This is a genomic window from Nocardia sp. NPDC051929 (assembly GCF_044548645.1).
Classification (GTDB): domain Bacteria; phylum Actinomycetota; class Actinomycetes; order Mycobacteriales; family Mycobacteriaceae; genus Nocardia; species Nocardia sichangensis.
Window position 1 is genome coordinate 1 of record NZ_JBIUCG010000009.1, and the last position, 18,606, is coordinate 18,606.

Sequence of the window (18,606 nt, forward strand, 5' to 3'; positions counted from 1 at the left end):
TGGGATAAGCCCTCTCATTCATCTACTTGGACGTGGCCGTTCTAGACGCCGTTCCATTATGTGATATACATCACATGCCATTGGCCGTGGCGTCGTCAGAAGAGGGTGTCGCGGCCCGCAACGGCCGTAGCCGGTGGGTCCACACTGGGCTGGTTCGGCGTCGATATCAACCTCGATCGCACCGACGAGGTCAATGTTGTCCGAGTGGGCCGGTGAGATATGGGCAGGCTATTGATTTGCGCGATTTCACCGGCCCTCGTATTCAACTGCGCCCCAAGTGATGTGATCTCATCCAGATCGGTCTTCAGCGGCTCGACCATCGGGAGCTCTCCATTGTTAGCACCAAATCCCCGCTACAGCAGGCGTGAACGCATCACTCCGGAGGCGGCGGGGTTGTGGCCCATCGACGGGTGCCGGGGTTGCGGCGCGAGGAGTTGGCGCGCGCGGCGGGGGTCTCGGTCGACTACTACGTGCGCATGGAACGCGGCAGCCTCGCAGGCGCCTCCGAATCCGTCCACGACGCCCTGGCCACCGCGCTGCAAGCCCCGCTGAACGCAACGCGAGGGTCAGATGGTGACGACGATTTTGCCGACCTGATGTCCCTGTTCCAGGTGGTGGTGTGCGGCGACGATGTCGTCGAGGGTGAACACGCTGTCGATCGTGGGGTGCAGGGCGCCGGTGCGGATTCCCGCGGTCAGGAATGCCGCGATGCGGCGCACCGCCACAGGGTCGAGGGTGTGCTCGAAGCTCATGTACCGGATCATCGTGATCGGGCTGGCCGGGAACGGCGCGGGCCGGGGATCGAGCCAGCCCACCGTGACCAGGGTGCCGCTGAATGGCTTTGCCGCGTCGGCCAATTGGGCCAGGCCGGGACCCATGACGGAGTCCAAGACGATGTCGGCGCCGGCCCCGGCGGTGTGCCGGTGCGTGGCCTCGACGACATCGTCGTGGTCGGTGACGATGACAGCGGCGGCGCCGGTGGCCAGCAAGATGTCCCGCTTCGCGGCGTGCCGGGTGACGGCTAGGGGAACAGCGCCGATCTGGTTGGCGATCTGGATGGCGGCGAGGCCGACAGAGCTGGAGGCGGCGGTGATCAGGACATGGTGACCGGGTCGCATCGCGGCCTTCTCGACGAGGGCGCCGTAGGCGGTGGAGTAGGCCACCCATAGCGCTGCGGCGCTCGTGGCGTCCAGTCCGGCGGGTCGAGCGATGACCCGATCGGCGGGCAGGACGATGTGTTCGGCGTAGGTGCCGTTGATGTCCATGTCGGGCACGGCGGTGACGACGACCGCATCGCCGATCGCCCATCCCTCGACCTCGGCGCCGAGGGCATCGATCGTTCCGGTTGCTTCGACTCCGAGACGGGCGTGTGGCATTCGGATCGGCCGCGGGGACATGCCCGCACGCACCATCTGGTCCAGTCGGTTGATGCCGATGGCTTCGACCTTGATTCGCACCTCGTCGATGCCCGGGTCGCCGACCGGCTCGTCGATGATGCGCAGGACTTCGGGGGCGCCGGTCTCGTCGAAGACGACGACTCGTGACATGGAAGGCTCCTGACTCAAATTTCTTGTACAGTCGTTCTAGGAACAATTTCTAGTACAGTCGTTTTAGGAATGTCAATCCGCGAACGAGGGAGCGCAACGATGGCAGGGCGGCCGGTCGACCATCGACACCGGGAAGAGCTGCTCGAGGCGGTGGTCGACTACACGATCGAGCATGGGCTCTCCGAACTGTCGTGGCGGCCGGTCGCGGCAGGCCTCGGGGTCTCACCGACCACCCTGGTGCACCACTTCGGCACCAAAGAACAAATGCTTCAGGCCATCCTCGAGCGGTTGCGGCGGCGCATGTTCGCTGCCACCGGTGATGCGGCGGGCGCGCATCCCGACCTTGCGACGGCAGCCCGCGCGGTCTGGACCCGCAGCTCCGACCCGCGGCGGTGGGCGGAGTTCAAACTGTTCTTCGCCGTCTACGGGCGCGCTCTGCAAGCTCCGCGCCAATTCGCCGACTTCCTCGACCATGTCGTCACCGACTGGAAGATCGCACTGTGCGAAGCCCAGGCGTCCGACACCGACCCCGAGACCGCGGCTCGCACAGCCACATTGGTGATCGCCACGATCCGCGGCCTGCTGCTCGACCTGCTCGCCACCGGCGACCGCGACCGGGTCCAGGACGCCGCCGAGAGCTTTCTGGGAACTCTCGAGCGCCGGGCGTGACCTCCGGAGATCTCGCTCGGCTAGGCGTGGCGGCCGAGAGCTCAGGAGCTGCGGCGAGAACTCGGTGAAAGCGGTCTGCGCGCGTCGGTATCCGGTCGGCACGACTGGAACAGCAGCTCCACCGCGGTCCGCAATCGGTCAAGCGGTTCGCCGCTGTTGACCGTGGCCGCGCGAATCTGTTCCACCGTGCGGCTCAGCGCGTCCTCCACAGCAGCGTGCGCCCGCGCCCCAGCGAACCGTTGGCAACCCGCCAGCCGCCAGTTCGATTGGCGACCTCCCCGATCCCGGCCGCGTCGAGATCCGCCGGACCTGGCGGTGCGCTCCCAACGGCGCGAACAGCGTCAGGATGAGGTGGTTCTCGCACCGTCCTGACGCTGTTCAGCTGGACTTCACCCTTCTAATCTGGGTCCTGTCGTCAGCTCAGCCTGCTCGGTTCCGTCTCGACGAATTCCGCGCCCTTCGGTGGGCATCGGCTCCGGATGAGTGGGTTGGCGACCGGGCTATGGGCGAGTCACCTCGGTGGCGTGGAGGTTGCGCAGGGTGCCGTCGCCCGCGTCGTACTGGGAGGGGTAGAGCAGTTGTACGGCGACGGTCAGGGGTGTCCCGGGCTCGATGGTGTGGGTGTCATCCGGCGTAGCGATCACGACCGATCCGTCTGTGCCGTCCTTGATCACGCTGTACCACTGACTCTGCTGGGGATTGATGCGGGTTCGTGGCGGGACGTCGAAACCGATCTCCCACCACACCACCCGCTGTTCGTGGGCGGCCAGAGTGAGTTCGTAGCTGATGACCCAGCCCTTCGCGTCGTCGGGCCAGGTCTGGGGCCACTGCCCGACGATCACGGGGGAGACGGTGACGGGCGGTCGGTCGACATCGGTGGTGACCGAGCCGGAGTGTCGTTCGGCGGTATTGGCGCGTGAAGGTGAGGTGATGAGGCTGGTGCAGGTGAGTCGGCCCTCGAACTGCGGATCGATCGTGCCGGTCAGGTGGATGACCGCTTTGCCGCCCTTGGGCAGGTCGATCGGCATGTGCAAGCCGTCGCGAACCGAACCGGTGCCGCAGACAGCTCCGTTGTCGGCTTGGCAGGTCAGTTCCAGATCGGTCAGCTCTGTCGGGACGGTGCCGTCGAGCACGGCGTCGGGGGCGTCGTTGGGGCCGAGATTCTGCACACCGATGGTGTAGGTGATCCGATGCCCCGACTGTGCTGTCTGCGGGCCGCTGATCTCCAGAGGCATTTCCGCGGGCAGGGTCACCTTCAGGTTCCTGATGCGGTGGTAGGCGGTCGCGGCGCCGGTTCCGGCCGCGAAGCCCAACTTGAAGGTCTCGGGCACGCGGGGCTGACCGTCCGCACCGCCGAGATCGAAATTGTCGATCAGCAGGGTGCCGTTCGGGTTGGTCTTGTCGGCGTGCCGAACCGTGAGCCGACCGCCGATGATGGAGACCTGGATGTGAGCGCCGCGCTCCCAATCCGCGCGGAATCCGCCCGGCACCGCAACGCCGGTGAGCCACCTGAACCCTTCCCGCAGGTTGCCTGCTCCGCGTACCCCGAGAGTGTTGGGCCGTGATGTACCGCCTCCGGTACCGGCCAGGGGTGTGGCGAAGTTCCCGAAGTTGTCGAAGCCGACGCCGACGAATCCGGCGGTGACCCCGGGTGCCACGATCTGCCCCGACCCCGTTTTCGTAGTCGAGTAGCCGAGTGCGGCGCCGATACCGCCGGGCTGGGTGGTGTGCGCGCCGTCGATCACGTAGACGCTGAAGCCGTCGCCGAGCATGGCTGCTCCCTCGCAGGAGTAGTCGAAGTCGATGGTGACCCCGAGCGTGGAGGAGAACGCCTGATCAAGGAACGCTGTCCCGGCCTGGGAGTTGGCGTTGGGGGTGAGTTCCAGGCTGCCGTCGTGCAGCCGCGCGCTGCCCAGTAGATGCCAGTGCGGGTTGGTCACGGTGTCCTGGGTGAACGATTCGATGATCGGGAACTGTGCCTGCTGGATGGTGACCGGTGCATACGTCGTCATAGTCGTCCTCCTTGGCCGGATATGCCATGAGATGAGCGGTTGCGCCACGTGGATCGGCTTCGCCGCAGATCCGGCGAAGCCCCGGGCTACTCATGCCGCCCCCGGCCGAGTAGCCAAGGGCCACACCCGTCGACTGTAGGAACATTCGAGCGCGACCGATTCACCTCTTTCGAGTGAACCGGGGCAGCCACCGTCACCTACGCTTCTGCTTCAACGGCGCGACGCCGCCGGCTCGTCGTCCATGCGATATCCGGCATCGGGCGGTCCTCCCCGGCCGCCCAACTGCTTGCCGAGGTCGGTGTCGTTCGTGGTGCGCGAGACGCCCAGCGGCCGGGCGACCGAGGAGCGACACCGGGGCATGCACCGAGAGTTCCAGCCGGAGCGTGGAAACATCGATGGCACCGTCGACGAGGCTTACCGGCTGCGGATTTCAGGCGGCGGCTTTCGCGAGTCGCCCAGTCGTTTCCGGACGGTGGCCGTGATCCGGCGTCGTCCGGAGCCGGACGTCGAAGCCGCGTAGGCGCTGACGAGTATCAGTGCGCAGCCGGACAACTGGAGCATCGTGGGCTGCTCGCCGAGGACGACCGCCGCCAAGGCGAGCGCACCGACCGGGGTCAGCATGAGCATGGCCGCGCTCACCGTGCTGCTCAGGTGGGCGGTGGCCAGGGCGATCAACAGCCAGCCGCCGATCTGTCCGCACACCGCCGTCAGGGCCAGCCAGCCCAGAGCCGCCCAGCCCGGCGTGAATGTGACCCCTGGCCACAGCGCTCCGACGACGGCCGCGGACAGGAGCACCACCCGGTAGGACTGGACCACCTGCCCGTTGTGCCCGCCGCGGCGCAGGAGGAACAGGAACGCCGAGTAGCACAACGCGGCGAGGACGGCGTGGACCGTGCCCGATACGGGGTCGCTGCCGGAGGCTCCGGTCTCGAAGACGCCGCCGGTGAGCAGGATGCCCGCCACCAGGAACGGCGAGACGACGAGGAACGCGCCCCGAATCGGCTCGCGGTCGATGAGCAGCGCCAGCAGCGGAACGATGACGACCTGCGCGTTCACCAGCACCGCGGTCAATCCGGCGCCGACCTCGTAGATCGCTCGCGTCCACAGCAGCGCATCCGCGGCGAACAGCACACCGGCGGTGACAGCGACCGCGGCCTGTCGCCAGGACAGCGCACCTTCCCGGCCCCGTTCACCACCGGCCAGCGGCCACAGCAACGGCAACGGCAACGCACAACGGAAGAACGTGGCGGTGGCCGGTGCGACGCCGGACAGATCGATGAAGACCCCCGAGGTCGCGACGCCGAGCGCGCCCACGGCCATCGCCGACCGGGGCCGTGCCCGAACTCCGCGCGACACCGCTCCCAGAAATCGCTGCCGCCGCGAACCATTGAGCATCGGCCGACGCTACAACCGAAGGATCGGCGAGGGCATCCGATTATCCGCGCGATGGCGAGGTGCGCAGGCGATTGGACCGGAGCACTGGTTCGAACGCGCGTGGCGTCGTGCTGAGATTCGGTGTGAATCCTTTTCCCGAGGTCGGTCCTCTCATAGTCGTGCCGGCAATCGGGTCGGCACGGTAACGAGGAGGTCGTTGTGATCATTGCCGCTGTCGCTGTCGCCGCCGTGCTGGTCGGCTGGTGTAGCGTGACGCTGCTTCGCCGCCGGAGCCGCTCCCGTGACTGACCGGATCTGGCCCGACGAACAGTTGGTCGTGGCAGCGCGCGAGGGCGACGCCGCCGCGATCACCACACTGGTATCGGGCTCCTATCCGCATGTCCGCCGGTTCGCCCACACACTGTGCGCCTCCGCCGAAGACGCGGAGGACGCCGCACAGGAGGCGCTGATCATCCTCTACCGCAAGATCGGGACCTTGCGGGCCTCCGGCGCGTTGGCGTCGTGGATGTTCCGCATCGTCCGCAACGAGTGCCTGCGGCAGTGGCGAACGAAGATCAGGCAGCCCGAGCCGATTCCCGACGCCGCCGTGGCGTCGGCCGAGGAGGAGGCGGTGCGGCGGCTCGAAGCGGGCCGGGTGGCGGCCGTGATCGCGGCGCTGCCCGCCGACCAGCGGCGGGTACTGATCATGCGCGATGTGCAGGGATACAGCGGCCGCACGGTCGCGGGCATGCTCGGGCTCAGCGTCGCGGCGATGAAGTCACGGCTGCACCGCGCCCGCGCGACGGTCCAGCACGAGCTGCGGAACACACCGTGGCCGGACTCCGGAGAGGAGCGAACGAAATGACCGACGAGCGAAGCTTCGCCAGCGCCTCGGTGCCCCGGCACCTGGCCCGCGGTGTCGCGGGCTTCGGCGCGCTGATCGGCGCGATCGCATTGCTGCCGGTATTCGGGGCGTTCAGCTTGCTGCTCGCGCCGGTGGGTCTGCTCGCACTGCGCGGGTGCCCGACCTGCTGGGCGATCGGATTGGTGCAGACGATCTCCCGGGGCCGGTTGCGGCGTTCGTGCGTCGACGGTCAGTGTCGATTGACCCCTGCCGGGCACGGTCGGACAGAGCACACGACAGTCGATCAAGTGCCCGACTCGGCGGTATCGCTCTTCGCCGATCACCGTGTCGCGGTTCGGTCACCGCGGGACTTCTCACGCCGGGACTGACGGGGCCGTCGTCCATCGAGGCCGAGCGCATGATCGCGGGGTGCGCTCGGCTCGGTGCGGTCCGGGTCGCTGTGCGCCGCTGAGCTGCCGAATTCCCTCCGGACAGGTCGAACGAGGTCGTCGCGATGGACGGCGACATGGCGCTATCGCGGTGGCGATGTGGGTTGTACGCTGCGGCGACTCGAGTCCGAGTCCGCGATGATCAGTCGGACTTCACCGGCGACCGCGCGACCTCGGGAAGTCCCCCGATGACACCGTCGGCTTCCGAAGCGTGAATCTCCTTCTCGCTCAGGCCGAGTGCGGTGAGCAGCTCCGTGTTGTGCTGGCCGAGCAGGGGAGCGGGCCGACGGTGATCGCGGCGCGGGTTGCGGGAGAACCCGACCGGCACGGTGCTGTGGCTGGCCGTCTCGGCGGCAGAATGGGCGACCGGCTCGAAGTGCTCCCGGAACCTTCACCTGTCCAGCAGCACGTTCCGGACACGATTCACTGGCGCGCGACTTCGCGCCGGATGGGGAACGAAGAGATACCGCCTCGACGTCGTCGCGACCAGCATCGTCGACGTAATCCAGCACGCGGGCGGATGGTTGTTCGACCGCTCGGTCGCCGGGTGGGATGTCACGGCGCTGGTGACCGACCCGTCGGACACGCGACCGCTGCGCATCCTCGGCGCGGAGGCGCTCGACCTCGAGCAAGTGCTCGCCCCGCGCGGGCAGGGGCGTCAGCCGCACGCTCTCGCGGTGGCCGCCGACGTCTGCGAATGCGATCGCCGGGCGCGCCGGGGTCTGCTGAAGGCGCTGGACGACGGCGGCGTGCAAGTGGTGTTCTGGGGTGAGTCTCGAACCGCCTCCCGCGCGGGCGCATTCCGCCCGCGTCACATCCCGTTGTCCGCGTCTGCCGTGGCGTCGCCGAACGCCGAAACCGCGCAGGCGACGGTGCAGCAGGCGTGGTCTGAGAGCTGCTCGAGGGTGATCACGCTGCCGGTGATCGCTATCGGTGGGGTGACCGGCAGTACGCGGACTCGGAGGGAATCGGTTTCGGCGATCTGGTCCGCCGGAAGCAAGGCCCAGCTGTGCGGGTCGGAACCGATCTCGACCACGGCGTCCTGGGTGGTTCCGATAGGCCGGCCGAACTTCGGACGCACTCCGGCTTCTCGGAACGCGGCGTCGATCGCGTCGTGCAGCGGCGGATCGGACTGCCGGGACGGGACCCGCAGTGCGTCCCCGGCCAGGTCGGTGATGGCGGCTACGCCGCGCGCCGCGGCGGGATGATCTCTGGACACCACCGCGCGCAGCGGTTCCGACCAGGTCGGTGAGACGGTGAGCCCTGGCGCGGAGACCACACCGCGGGCCAGCGCCAAGTCGAGTTCGCCGCGCCGCAGCGCGTTCAGCCGCTCGACGACCGGCAGATCGACGAGGACGACTTCGAACGCCGGGGTGTGTTCGCGCAGCGCATCGATGCCGCGCTCGAGGCGGGCGGTCAGTCCTGCCGTGGTGCCGATGCGTACTGTCGCGGCGGGCCGACCGGCGACAGCGCGAACTCGGTCGGCGGCGGCGAGCGCGTCCCGCGCCGCGGCGAGCACGCCACGCCCCGCCTCGGTGAGCTGGACGCGGCGTGGCGATCTGTCGAACAGCCGGACCCCCAGTTCTCGTTCCAGTCGTGCGATCTGCTGGCTGACCGCCGGTTGCACGATGCGCAGCCGCTCGGCGGCCCGGCCGAAATGGAGCTCCTCGGCGACGGCGACGAAGTATCGCAGAGCACGTAATTCCACTGTGCCTCCCGTCGGTACCTGCGGCGATCACATCATGTTATTGCTGCGCAGCGGAATCGGGTCTGGCTGCCTCCAACCATCCCGTGCTGGAGTCGAAGTCATGAGCATCGAACTGGGTACGCTCGGAGCCCACCTGCGCCACAGCGAGGTGACCCTGCGGCAAGCGGCCGAAATCGAAAGATCCGGGTACGGCGCGTTGTGGCTGACCATCTCGCCACCCGCCGATCTGACCGTGGCCGCGCGGATACTCGACGCCACAGAGCATCTCGTGGTCGGCACCGCCGTGGTGAACATCTGGACCACCGACGCGAGGACGGTGGCCGCCTCCTACCACCGGATCGCGGCCGAACACCCCGATCGGTTGATCCTCGGGATCGGCGCCGGACATCGCGAAACGGATCCGGAGTACGCGTCGCCCTACGACGCGATGGTGGCTTACCTCGCCGAGCTGGCCGACGCCGGTGTGCCCTCGGACCGGGTGGTGCTGGCGGCATTGGGGCCGAGGATGCTGCGCCTGGTGCGCGACCGCGCCGCCGGGACGATCCCGGTTCTGGTGACGCCCGAATATATTCGGCGAGCGCGGGAGATCCTCGGCGCTCGCCCGCTGGTGTTGCCCGGCCAAATGGTTGTGCTGGACAGCGATGTCGAACGAGGCCGCACGACCGGCCGAGCCCACGCCGCGGCCCCTGCCTTGCACGTCGCCAACTACACCGCCAATCTGCGCCGCATCGGCTTCACCGACGCCGACCTCACCGAGCCGGGCAGCGATCGCCTGATCGACGCTCTCGTGCTGCACGGCGATCCGGCCACCGTGGCCGCGGGCATCCGGGTCTCCCTCGAAGCGGGCGCGAACCACGTCGGCCTCACCGCCCTCGGCGACGACCCGATCGGCACGCTCCGTACGATCGCCGACGCGGTATTCAGCGCCGTGCCACGGAACTGACACCGGCTACCCGTTCGTTTACGAACCGCCTGGCCTCATCGAATTCGCCCGATGCAGGCCGTCGGAGGGCTGTTCGCCATGTCGACGGACGCGGTGCGGTTCTTGTTCCGGAGACTGTTCCAGACCAGAGCGTTCCTCGAGCAGTCGTGGTTCATCGTGCGGGTTCGATCGGCGCGGAAACGCCACCGGCACCGTTGTGCTGGTTCGGCTTCGAACCCGGTCGCTCGACACCACTCGCCACTGGAACCTCACCCCGGCGTGTGGCAGGCGAAAGTGGCGGTGTCCCGCGTCGGCGATCTCAACGAGTGGGATCGGTGATGCGGCGCAGGGCTTCGGCGAGGTCGCTTCCGGTCGGCGCGCTCTCTGGGTCGATGAGGTATTGCGCCGCGACGCCGGTGAGCAGGGCTTGATAAAGGGTGCCGAGACTGCGCGCCGCGGCGGTGTCGGTTTCGGCGACGCCGTCGAAGAGTCGGGCCAAGCCGGAACGGGCCTCGTCGAGGTTCTCGGCGAGCCGGGCGCGGGCCTCGGGGTGGGCCAGCGCGTCGAAGGTGGCCGACCACACCCCGCGATGGGCGGCGAGCGTGGCCAGCACCGCGTCCCAGCGGTCGGCGAAGCGCTGCCACGGGTCGGTCTCGTCGGGCAACCGGGTGAGCGCGTGTTCGAGATCGGCGCCCCATTCGCGGGTCGCCTCGGCCAGCGCTTCGGTGAGCAGGGCCTCTTTGGTGCCGAAGTGGTACCCGATGGCCGCCATGCTCACCCCGGCGGCGGTGGCGATGTCGCGCACCGTGGTACGTGCGTAGCCCTTGTCGAACAGGCAGCGGCGTGCGCCTGCCAGCAGATCCTCACGGTTTCCCATATGGATCATGGTAGCGCAATCGCCTTAGACATTTGTCTTGCGCAGATGCGCAACACCGTTGTACGGTTCGTGGCATGCGGCAGATGAGCAATCGAAACGTCCTGATCTCCGGCGCCAGCATCGCCGGTCCCGCCCTGGCCTTCTGGCTCAAGCGCTACGGGTTCACCCCGACGATCGTGGAGAAATCGCCGACCCTGCGCGAGGGCGGGCAGGCCATCGACGTGCTGGGCACCGCCACCGAGGTGGTGCGGCGCATGGGCCTGCTCGACCGGGTGCACGAGATGAGTACGGGCAAGCGCGGCACCTCCTACGTCGACGCCACCGGCAGAACGCGGGCCAGCATCAGCAGCGAGACGTTCAACGGTGTCGGTGCCAACGGGGACACCGAGATCCAGCGCGGCGATCTCGCGCGAGTGTTGTATGAGGCCACCAGCGACGACGTCGAGTACCTCTTCGGCGACTCCATCACCGCTCTGGAGCAGGACGAGGAGGGCGTGCGGGTGAGCTTCGAGCACGCCCGGTCACGCACCTTCGACCTGGTCATCGGCGCCGATGGTGTTCATTCGAACACGCGCACAATGGTTTTCGGTTCGGAGTCGCAGTTCGCGCGGCATATGGGCTACTACATCTGCATCTACACGATCCCGAACTTCCTCGACCTCGATCACTGGGAGCTGGACTACAACACTCCCGGCAAGATCGCCGGAGCCTACAGCGCCCGGGAGAACACGCGAGCCAAAGCGATTTTCGCGTGGGCATCCGATCCGATCGACTACGACTACCGCGACATCGAGCAACAGAAGAAGATCGTCGCCGACACCTTCGCCGGCCTCGGCTGGCAGGTGCCGCAACTGCTCGCCCACCTCGATCCCGCGCCGGATTTCTATTTCGACGCGATGGCGCAGATTCGCATGGACAGCTGGCACAAGGGCCGCATCGCCCTCGTCGGTGACGCAGGCTACTGCGCGTCACCGCTGTCCGGGCAGGGCGCGGACCTCTCCCTGGTCGGCGCCTACACCCTCGCGGGCGAGTTGGCCGCCGCCGCAGGCGATCACAGCATCGCGTTCGCTCGCTACGAACAACGGATGCGGCCCATGGTCGACGCCTGCCAGAAGTTCGCCGAGGGCGTGGGCGGGTGGTACGCACCCGAGAGCAAGGCGATGATTCGCTTCCGCGATCTCAACGTGCGCCTGCTGCCGTACCTGCCGTGGCGGGGCCTGATCGGCGGCGCCCCGCAGAAAGTCGCCCGCACCATCTCGGCCGGAGATTACGCGGACCTCGAGCGAGCCTCAGGGCGTTAATTCGGGTGACTCCTACCGTGACATGGTCGATACTCGACCGTTCATGGGTCGATGTCCGGAGGTGGGGAAGTGAAGTTGGCGGAGGCGTTGGCGTTGCGCGCGGATTCGGCGCGCCGGATCGAACAGTTGCGTGCTCGGATCGTGAGTAACGCTCGCTTTCAGGAGGGGGAGGAGCCCGCTGAGGACGCGGCGGATCTGCTGGCGGAGGCGGGACAGGTGCTCGGTGAATACGAGACGCTGATCCGGCGCATCAATCGGACCAACGCCGCCGTGCGGATCGGAGACGACGGCACCTTGACCGACGCGCTGGCCCGCCGGGATGCGTTGCGGCTGCGGCACTCTCTCGTCACGGCTGCGGCGGACGCCGCGGCGGGCAAGGGGCAGCCCGGGTACGCGCGCCAGTTGCGATCCGAGTTGAAGATGTTCTCGGCGTTGCCGGTTGCGGAACTGCGCGGGCAGGCCGATGACCTCGCCAAGGAACTGCGGGAACTCGACGTGCGCATCCAGCGCTCCAACTGGGAGGTCGACCTGCTGGATTGACGCGAGAGGTGGAGCGGGTAGCCGTCACGGAGGCGTGCACGAACCCGACGGGCCGACGGGATATCCGGCCCACTTTCTCGGCGCACGAGGGGCAGTGCGAGGGGTTCGATTCCCCGTCTCACACCGCAGCCCAGCACCGCGCACACGAGACAGTGCACAGCACACAGCACACCACCATGTGCAGATCCGTGACGACGAGGGCGGGTAAGGGGCACTCCACCTCTCGCGTCGATCCCAGAGTGCGCCGCACGGCAGGGGCCGCAGGCCGGGGCGTACGTCGTCGTCGACGGTGATGACGAATCCGCTGTGGGCGCCCAGGTCCGCGACGTCCGCGATCTGCGCCGTGCCCGCGTGGTACCCCCCCGGCGAAAGCGCCCGCGTCGAAGGTCCGATCGGATTTCCGGCGCGCTCCGTGTGGGCGGCCCGGGACATCAGGGTGCCGGTCGCGCGGAGCGCCTACGCAGCAGCAGGGCGAAGAGCAGCACGAGGACGCTGGCGAAGGCCAGACCGCCCAGCCGGGTGGCGCTGCTCGCACCGGCGGCTTGGAGCATTTGGAGCATGTCGATCGGCTCGGCCGGTTTGCGCGCTGGGGTCTCGGTGGCCGGTGTCGCGGCGACACCGGCCACCGGCACCGCCGACAACGTGCCTGGCTCCGGCCCGGCCTGCGCCGAACCCGATCTACGTGGTCCCGAGTTCGCCGAGGTCACCCTGTTCGAGTACGTCGGCGCGGACGACGACAGCGTCATCTCGGTGGCCCCGGCGACCTGCCGGGGCTGGGTCCCAACGCACCAACTGAGCACGTGCTCGGTGATTCGACCGCTTGCGCACACGGTCCTCGACGTGCTGTTCTTCGCCGGCGCGGCTCCCGCTTCTCCCACTCGCGCCCGGCCGGGAGTGGATCGGGAGATGTGCTACAGCGCTCCAGCGCCGAGTAGGTTTGTGCGCCGGCCACCCTCTAGGGCTTGGGTGACGCCGGCTCGATCCACCCGTATCAATGGCTCGATGCGCAGCAGCAGGCCCGCTGGACCTTGATTAGGGAAACGAACTTCCGAGGGCTGTCGGACTTCCATTGGTCGCATGGTCGACCGAGTTCCGCGCGGCCCAGGCAGACCGTGTCTGCGGCGGATGCGTACGCGAGAGGGCGTGGATTCGCGCCGTTGCACTCGCCGGTTACTCTCTTTTTCGACCACTTGCCCGGGCTATGCTCGAATCGTCGCTCGCGCCATCTCGGCCCATCGGCGGCAGTGCAGTCGAACTGCCATTGTGAACAATCACTATCGCTTGCCGACCGCGCTTGCCGAATATCACGTTACTCGGAGTAAACCGTTCTCTACGTTCTTGCGCTGGCTACGCTGGTGCAATAGCTCAGTTAACGGGGGTGGAAGGAAGCTCCACCATGGCTCTCACCTTCGCCGGACGGCAAGGACTCACTGTATCCGGTCGGCCCATGTCGCTGCCGCTGAAAGACGTGCGCGCCTTGTCGCGGCAGATGGTCGGGCATTTTGTCGAAACCGTCGCACCCTGCGGCACCTTGCCTGGTGACGCGATCCATGGCGACATCACCATCATCACCCGTGTGTGCTTGGAGCTGGCAGTCAGCATGCTGGACGGCAGCAACATTTCGGAGAAGACCGGGCAACTCGAGGAGGCTGCGGCGCAATGGGCTCGCGAAGGTGTGCCCATCGGTACCATTCACCACGCAATCCATGAGGGTTTCAAGATCGGCTTCGACCTGGTGGTGTCCACAGCCTTGGCCGAGCAGCGTGCCTCCGGCTCAGCTGACACCGATCCGATGCTCGCCGTCAGTACGGCCGATTATCGAAGCATCCTCGACGGCGCCAAACTCGTCGTCGAAATGCTCGACACCATGACCACGGCGGTGTCGGCGGCCTATGTGCGTGAACTGCGCGCGGTCGTGTCGGAGCACCACACCGCGGTGCACACGCTGACCTCGGCGCTGCTCGGGGGCCATCCCACTTCCACCATGGCCCGAGAGTGTGGCATCGACATCTCCGAGCGCTATCGCGTAATAGCCCTCGCCATTCCGTCTCACCCGGACGAGTCCAATCCGGTGCTGGACGCGAAAGTCGTTGCCCGCCGCAAACTCCGGCGGGTGCAGGCGGAATTGGCCACCCGCTGCGACGATACCGTGCTGTCGCTGCTTTCGGTCGACGGTGGCACGCTGCTCATCCCCGCCGATCACATCACCAAGGGCGCCCTGAAGGAACTGATCGGGCATCTGTCGCGGGCGGCTCGCGTGCACATCACCGCCACCGAGGTGACCGCCTCTACCGACACCGTGCCCACCGCCGCGGATCAAGCCCACGAACTGCTCGACATGGTGACCCGGCTCGGGTCGGTGCCGGACCTGTACCACTTCGACGAGCTGGCTCTGGAATACCAGCTCACCCGCCCCGGCCCTGCCCGCGAACAGCTCGGGTCGCTGCTCGATCCCCTGGATGAATATCCGGAACTGCTGGAGACTCTGCAAATCCATATAGCGCACAACCTGAACCGCCGGCGCACTGCGCGGCTACTGCACGTACACACCAACACCGTGGATTACCGGCTCAAGCGGATCGGTCAGCTCACGGGTTTCGATCCGGCCGAGGCGAGCGGGCTTTGGCGCCTGCGTTCTGCGTTGGTCGCCCGCACATACCGCACGTGATCGGCGTGCGGTCGAGTGGGTGTGGAATCACTCCAGTCGATCAGCGTGCGCCGTTCCCGGTCGCAGCGCGGTAGCGCTGACGCCGGGCGAGCGTCAGTAGATGCGATATAGGGGCATGTTTGCATTCTCCATTCATGCCCGGACCCGACCCGACCGATTATCCGTGAACCAAAATCAGCAGGAGGCCGACATCGATAACGGTTGAAATGCATTGGGCCAGAGTCGAAGAGTTGGAAACCGAACATGAATGATATGCGAAGAACCGAGGTCGAAGGATTTCACGTGACATGGCGGCTGTTCCAGGATCACTTGATCTCCATCGTCGCCGTCCACGAGGCATCCGGCGTCACGCCGATCGTATCCTTCGGTCCCGAGAACTTTCCGGATCTCGCACAAGCGCGAGAACTCCTTCCGGAAATGACCAAGTTGTGGGACGCGGTACGCCATGACTTCTGGACGAAACTCATTCCGCCGCAACCGCGGTGCCGGCAGCGGCGATGGAAATGATTTCGAAACCAGATCAGTCCCGGCGTCAGCGCATTCGACCGCTCCACCCTGGGACAGCAGCGCCGCCCGCTCGGCATTCCCGCCGCCGCGGTCGGCGACCTGCCGGAAGCGCTGGATGCCAGCCCCGAAATCGTGGTGACGGCGGGGATATTTCGTTTGGTCGGCAGCCCGATCCGGATCGCCGGTTACGAGCCCCGCTACGCGCCACCGCCGCGATTGGGCGAGCGCGGCAGCTGAGGCCGTGACCGGCGGGCCTGTGCGGGGCGGCCGCGATCACGAAGCCGGACGAGGCACTAGGCCTCGGGGCAAGGCGTGAGCCACCACCATCCGCCTGCCAGCTCCGTCGTTGGGCAGATAGGATCGCCGAACCCGTCGTACGGCCCGGCTCCGGGTGTTCCGGTGAAGTGCCCGTAACCGATTGCGCCGTCCGGGATTCCGACGTAGTCGGGCACGAACCGTACCGGCTGTCCACCGCTGGTGCCGATGACCGCCACCTTGCAGTTCGCCGAAACGAAGCACAGGTGACGCGGTAGCGCGACACCGTAGTAGTCGCCTGCGCCATGCTCCGGCACTTCCACTGTGGCCGCCGCTGCGAACGCTGGGCGCTCGAGCTGAAACCGGGTCCACGCGGCGGCCTCGGGTTCGAGGATGAGGAAGACAGGTCCGCAGAGACCGATCACCGCGAGTACCGCCGTGACAGCCAAGGGCCACCGCTGCGCGTCGCGTCGCGCCTGCCACAGCGCGAGAGTGAACAGTGCGATCGAGATCAGGAACGCCAGCGCGGACAACGGCAAGGCGAGGAGCCACAGCTGAGTCAGTATCCAGCCGCGATGCAACGTATAGCCGAGTGTGACCACAGTCAGGAGAGCGGCCGCAAGAGGTGGCGTGGCCGAACCAAGCGTCTTCACGAACACAACGGCAAACCTACGTCGGCTGTGTGGAGAACTCGTGCGTGCGGTGTGCGGATGGTGTGTCCGGGCGTGCTCGATGCGGTCACGACCGGTGGACGTCAGGGCGGTGCCGGCCGCCCTGGATTACGCGACGACCGCGGAGGATCTCTCCTTCCAGACCGCGGACTTCCACGCGGTGATCAGCAAACACACCGCGGGCCGGGGCTGACGCCGCGTCGCCGGTCGCGGGCAGCGACGCCGGAACAGTAGCCGTGCAATAGCCCGTCGGACGCGCGAAGATTGCGCGGAACCAGATGCACCGCAGGATATCTCGCGGCAACCGGCGGTCCTGGAAAGGGTGCTTGGCTAAGTGAACATTCGCGGGGCACACTCTAGGTAACGACGTCCGGCGCCGCCGGTCGAATGCGGGGGCGAGGTCCGAGAAAGATGAGGATTCGGCCGAGGCAGCAGTTGCTCGAGCTGTGGCGAGCGGTGCTGGCCTACTCCTATCGGAACGGAACGTGGACGTGGGGCGGGCGCGACGGCGCCAACTCGATCAGCGACGCCGAACAACTGCTCTGCCTGCTGTATCCGGCTACCGAGATCGCGGCGTTCGCGCTGGACCAGCCGAACGACATGAGTCCCGACGTCCGGTCCGCGCTCGCCCCGTTCGGCGAGGAGACCCGCATCGGCGGCGTCCTGGTCGACTTGGTGGAGGACTATCTGCGCCGCTACACCGGACCCGACGGCGAACCGGTCTTCGCCAGCGGCTCCTACTTGCGCTCGGGCGACGACACTCCGCTCACCCCGGGTCAGCAGGCGGTGGAGGTCGTCGACTCGTACTCGATGTCGTTGAGTCTGTGCATCGCGGCGCTGCGATTCCTGCGCGGATTCATGCGCTTCGTCAGCGGTGAGGTCCGGCTGGAGGCTCGCCAGCTGCGCGAGCGGATCCCCATGGTGATCGAACAGGTCAGCGCGCGGCTCACCGCGGCGATGGCTGGCCTGGTCCGCAGTTTCGTCATCCACACACCGGAGCCGAAGACCGAATACGGTCAATCGATCGTCTACATGCTCAATCAGTCCCGTACGCCGTCCGACGAGGTCATCGAACGGCTGTCGACACAGCTGGAACGCCTGCGGGTGCAGGCGGCCAACGAGGTCAGGCTCAGCCAGACCACCGAGATCGATATCGCCGACGACGGGCGGCTGTTCGAATGCGGATGGAGCTGGGGCATCGTGCGCAGCGCCGAACCCATCGACCTCGTGCCCGGCCGGGTCAGCAGCACGCCCGGGCACGCCGAATCCCGTCCCTACCTGTACTTCACGGCCGTCGCGCTGGACGGCATCAGCGACCTGTCGTCGCAGCGCATCCGGGAACTCGATCTGCTGACCGACGAGCAGCGCACGCTCGCCGACGCGCTGCAGTTGCGCTTCGAGCTGACCCGCAACTACTGGTCGAGGGTCGCCCGCTTCGACAGTGGCCGCTGGCCGCTGGAGGACATCCCGTGGCGTACCTCCGACGGCGAGGAATCGGAGTACTTCAGTCTCGTGGTCGCCGCCGTACTCATCCAGGACCTGGTCTACCGGGAGAGCACCGAGGATCTGGCGCGCACGGTGTCGGTGCTCGATCAGCTGGCCCGCCGGGGACGCATCACCAGCCGGTTCACCGTCGATGATCCGGCCGCGCCATTGCACTTCCCGGGTGTGCGACTGAACCTGGCCGGCAGCGAGGACGTCGCCGACGGATCCCGATTGATCTGGTACGTCCCGGATTTCGCGACCTTGCTGCTCAAACGCTGCCTGGATGCCGCACGCCTGCGCACCGACGTGGACACCCGCGATCGGTTGATGGAACTCGCCGAGGCGGCGATGGATCACCTCGACCGGCGGGTGCTGCGGAACGGCTCGGTGGTCGGTTTGTGGGACGACATCGGCAGGCTGGTCGGCACGGGCGACATACGGACGGAAGGGCCGTCCTGGTTCGTCACGGAGCGAATGATGGAGTGCTTGGTCATCGCGTACAGCACCTTCGAGCAACCGCCGCTGGCTCCGCAGGCGATGGTCGCCCGCGCGGTGGACCTGCTCAGCGAGGCCGAGCATCTGCTCAATCAAGAGGAACTGGAGGTCGAGGGCCAGGATCGCTCGCCGAAACAGGCTGCGATCAACCGGATCCGGCAGTCGCTGGACCGGGCCCGCCGCGTGCTGCGCGAACGTCCCGGCACCGCCTACAGCCTGGCCACCCAGGCGTTGGTCCAGCTCGACGAACTGGCCTACGCCCGCCGGGACGCGACACGGTAG

The 18,606-nt window shown here is 67.3% G+C and carries 19 protein-coding genes and 3 pseudogenes; 13 read left to right on the plus strand and 9 right to left on the minus strand.

All coding sequences use genetic code 11. The features are described from left to right. Window positions 1-318 precede the first annotated feature (318 nt). Window positions 319-542: pseudogene (locus ACIHAX_RS13085) on the plus strand (helix-turn-helix domain-containing protein); the annotation flags it as partial. A gap of 24 nt (window positions 543-566) precedes the next feature. On the opposite strand, the gene ACIHAX_RS13090 reads toward ACIHAX_RS13085, so the two are convergent. Continuing rightward, a complete protein-coding gene (locus ACIHAX_RS13090) occupies window positions 567-1,547 on the minus strand; it encodes a zinc-dependent alcohol dehydrogenase family protein (protein ID WP_364432123.1) in 981 nt (326 codons plus the stop codon). A 99-nt stretch (window positions 1,548-1,646) separates the two neighbouring features. Between ACIHAX_RS13090 and ACIHAX_RS13095 the strand changes: the two genes are divergently transcribed. After that, window positions 1,647-2,216 carry a TetR/AcrR family transcriptional regulator gene (locus tag ACIHAX_RS13095; protein ID WP_355075111.1) on the plus strand — a complete coding sequence of 190 codons (570 nt, stop codon included), beginning with the start codon at window positions 1,647-1,649 and terminating at the stop codon, window positions 2,214-2,216. A gap of 500 nt (window positions 2,217-2,716) precedes the next feature. Here ACIHAX_RS13095 and ACIHAX_RS13100 read toward each other — a convergent pair whose 3' ends face one another. From ACIHAX_RS13100 to ACIHAX_RS13110, 3 genes are all read right to left on the minus strand, one after another. Beyond that, window positions 2,717-4,228: a hypothetical protein gene (locus ACIHAX_RS13100; RefSeq protein ID WP_397277469.1), complete on the minus strand. Its 1,512-nt coding sequence runs from the start codon at window positions 4,226-4,228 to the stop codon at window positions 2,717-2,719. A 210-nt stretch (window positions 4,229-4,438) separates the two neighbouring features. Beyond that, window positions 4,439-4,588 (minus strand): hypothetical protein, encoded by a 150-nt coding sequence (locus tag ACIHAX_RS13105; RefSeq protein WP_397277471.1) that lies wholly within the window; start codon window positions 4,586-4,588, stop codon window positions 4,439-4,441. A gap of 54 nt (window positions 4,589-4,642) precedes the next feature. Continuing rightward, window positions 4,643-5,623 carry a DMT family transporter gene (locus tag ACIHAX_RS13110; RefSeq protein ID WP_397277473.1) on the minus strand — a complete coding sequence of 327 codons (981 nt, stop codon included), beginning with the start codon at window positions 5,621-5,623 and terminating at the stop codon, window positions 4,643-4,645. Window positions 5,624-5,903: 280 nt separating this feature from the next. On the opposite strand from ACIHAX_RS13110, the gene ACIHAX_RS13115 reads away from it, so the two are divergent. Both ACIHAX_RS13115 and ACIHAX_RS13120 read left to right on the plus strand, forming a co-directional pair. Continuing rightward, window positions 5,904-6,467, plus strand: coding sequence for an RNA polymerase sigma factor (locus ACIHAX_RS13115; protein ID WP_355075115.1), 564 nt, complete (start codon window positions 5,904-5,906; stop codon window positions 6,465-6,467). Next, the gene (locus tag ACIHAX_RS13120) at window positions 6,464-6,835 is read left to right on the plus strand and encodes a hypothetical protein (protein ID WP_355075117.1); all 372 of its coding nucleotides are present in this window, start codon (window positions 6,464-6,466) and stop codon (window positions 6,833-6,835) included. The genes ACIHAX_RS13115 and ACIHAX_RS13120 overlap by 4 nt, the downstream gene beginning before the upstream one ends. 202 nt (window positions 6,836-7,037) lie before the next feature. On the opposite strand, the gene ACIHAX_RS13125 is transcribed toward ACIHAX_RS13120, so the two are convergent. Together ACIHAX_RS13125 and ACIHAX_RS13130 are read right to left on the minus strand one after the other, a co-directional pair. Next, window positions 7,038-7,223: a hypothetical protein gene (locus ACIHAX_RS13125; protein ID WP_364432134.1), complete on the minus strand. Its 186-nt coding sequence runs from the start codon at window positions 7,221-7,223 to the stop codon at window positions 7,038-7,040. Between the two features lie 483 nt (window positions 7,224-7,706). Further along, entirely contained in the window at window positions 7,707-8,603 is an 897-nt protein-coding gene (locus ACIHAX_RS13130; protein WP_397277476.1) for a LysR family transcriptional regulator, read from the minus strand. Window positions 8,604-8,703: 100 nt separating this feature from the next. On the opposite strand from ACIHAX_RS13130, the gene ACIHAX_RS13135 reads away from it, so the two are divergent. Further along, window positions 8,704-9,546, plus strand: a complete 843-nt coding sequence (locus tag ACIHAX_RS13135; protein ID WP_397277478.1) for a TIGR03620 family F420-dependent LLM class oxidoreductase — start codon at window positions 8,704-8,706, stop codon at window positions 9,544-9,546. Between the two features lie 51 nt (window positions 9,547-9,597). Continuing rightward, window positions 9,598-9,720, plus strand: a pseudogene (locus tag ACIHAX_RS13140) (ABC transporter permease); the annotation flags it as partial. A gap of 124 nt (window positions 9,721-9,844) precedes the next feature. Here ACIHAX_RS13140 and ACIHAX_RS13145 read toward each other — a convergent pair. Further along, the gene (locus ACIHAX_RS13145) at window positions 9,845-10,402 is read right to left on the minus strand and encodes a helix-turn-helix domain-containing protein (RefSeq protein WP_364432143.1); all 558 of its coding nucleotides are present in this window, start codon (window positions 10,400-10,402) and stop codon (window positions 9,845-9,847) included. A gap of 74 nt (window positions 10,403-10,476) precedes the next feature. Here ACIHAX_RS13145 and ACIHAX_RS13150 point away from each other — a divergent pair, with 74 nt between their 5' ends. Then, on the plus strand, window positions 10,477-11,703 hold the full coding sequence (locus ACIHAX_RS13150) for an FAD-dependent monooxygenase (RefSeq protein WP_397277481.1): 1,227 nt from the start codon (window positions 10,477-10,479) through the stop codon (window positions 11,701-11,703). 69 nt (window positions 11,704-11,772) lie between these two features. Beyond that, window positions 11,773-12,243 carry a DIP1984 family protein gene (locus tag ACIHAX_RS13155; RefSeq protein WP_397277483.1) on the plus strand — a complete coding sequence of 157 codons (471 nt, stop codon included), beginning with the start codon at window positions 11,773-11,775 and terminating at the stop codon, window positions 12,241-12,243. A 431-nt stretch (window positions 12,244-12,674) separates the two neighbouring features. Here the strand turns inward: ACIHAX_RS13155 and ACIHAX_RS13160 are convergent, their stop codons facing one another. After that, window positions 12,675-12,950, minus strand: a complete 276-nt coding sequence (locus ACIHAX_RS13160; RefSeq protein WP_397277485.1) for a hypothetical protein — start codon at window positions 12,948-12,950, stop codon at window positions 12,675-12,677. A 740-nt stretch (window positions 12,951-13,690) separates the two neighbouring features. Between ACIHAX_RS13160 and ACIHAX_RS13165 the strand changes: the two genes are divergently transcribed. The 3 genes and pseudogenes from ACIHAX_RS13165 to ACIHAX_RS13175 form a co-directional block, all read left to right on the plus strand. Next, on the plus strand, window positions 13,691-14,911 hold the full coding sequence (locus tag ACIHAX_RS13165) for a helix-turn-helix domain-containing protein (RefSeq protein WP_364432396.1): 1,221 nt from the start codon (window positions 13,691-13,693) through the stop codon (window positions 14,909-14,911). A 282-nt stretch (window positions 14,912-15,193) separates the two neighbouring features. Beyond that, the gene (locus ACIHAX_RS13170) at window positions 15,194-15,418 is read left to right on the plus strand and encodes a hypothetical protein (protein WP_355075138.1); all 225 of its coding nucleotides are present in this window, start codon (window positions 15,194-15,196) and stop codon (window positions 15,416-15,418) included. A 57-nt stretch (window positions 15,419-15,475) separates the two neighbouring features. Next, window positions 15,476-15,655, plus strand: a pseudogene (locus tag ACIHAX_RS13175) (CoA transferase); the annotation flags it as partial. Between the two features lie 56 nt (window positions 15,656-15,711). Here the strand turns inward: ACIHAX_RS13175 and ACIHAX_RS13180 are convergent. Continuing rightward, the gene (locus tag ACIHAX_RS13180) at window positions 15,712-16,332 is read right to left on the minus strand and encodes a hypothetical protein (protein ID WP_355075140.1); all 621 of its coding nucleotides are present in this window, start codon (window positions 16,330-16,332) and stop codon (window positions 15,712-15,714) included. Between the two features lie 73 nt (window positions 16,333-16,405). Here ACIHAX_RS13180 and ACIHAX_RS13185 point away from each other — a divergent pair, with 73 nt between their 5' ends. Together ACIHAX_RS13185 and ACIHAX_RS13190 are read left to right on the plus strand one after the other, a co-directional pair. Beyond that, entirely contained in the window at window positions 16,406-16,537 is a 132-nt protein-coding gene (locus ACIHAX_RS13185; RefSeq protein WP_397277488.1) for a hypothetical protein, read from the plus strand. 218 nt (window positions 16,538-16,755) lie between these two features. Continuing rightward, window positions 16,756-18,606, plus strand: coding sequence for an SCO2524 family protein (locus ACIHAX_RS13190; RefSeq protein ID WP_355075144.1), 1,851 nt, complete (start codon window positions 16,756-16,758; stop codon window positions 18,604-18,606).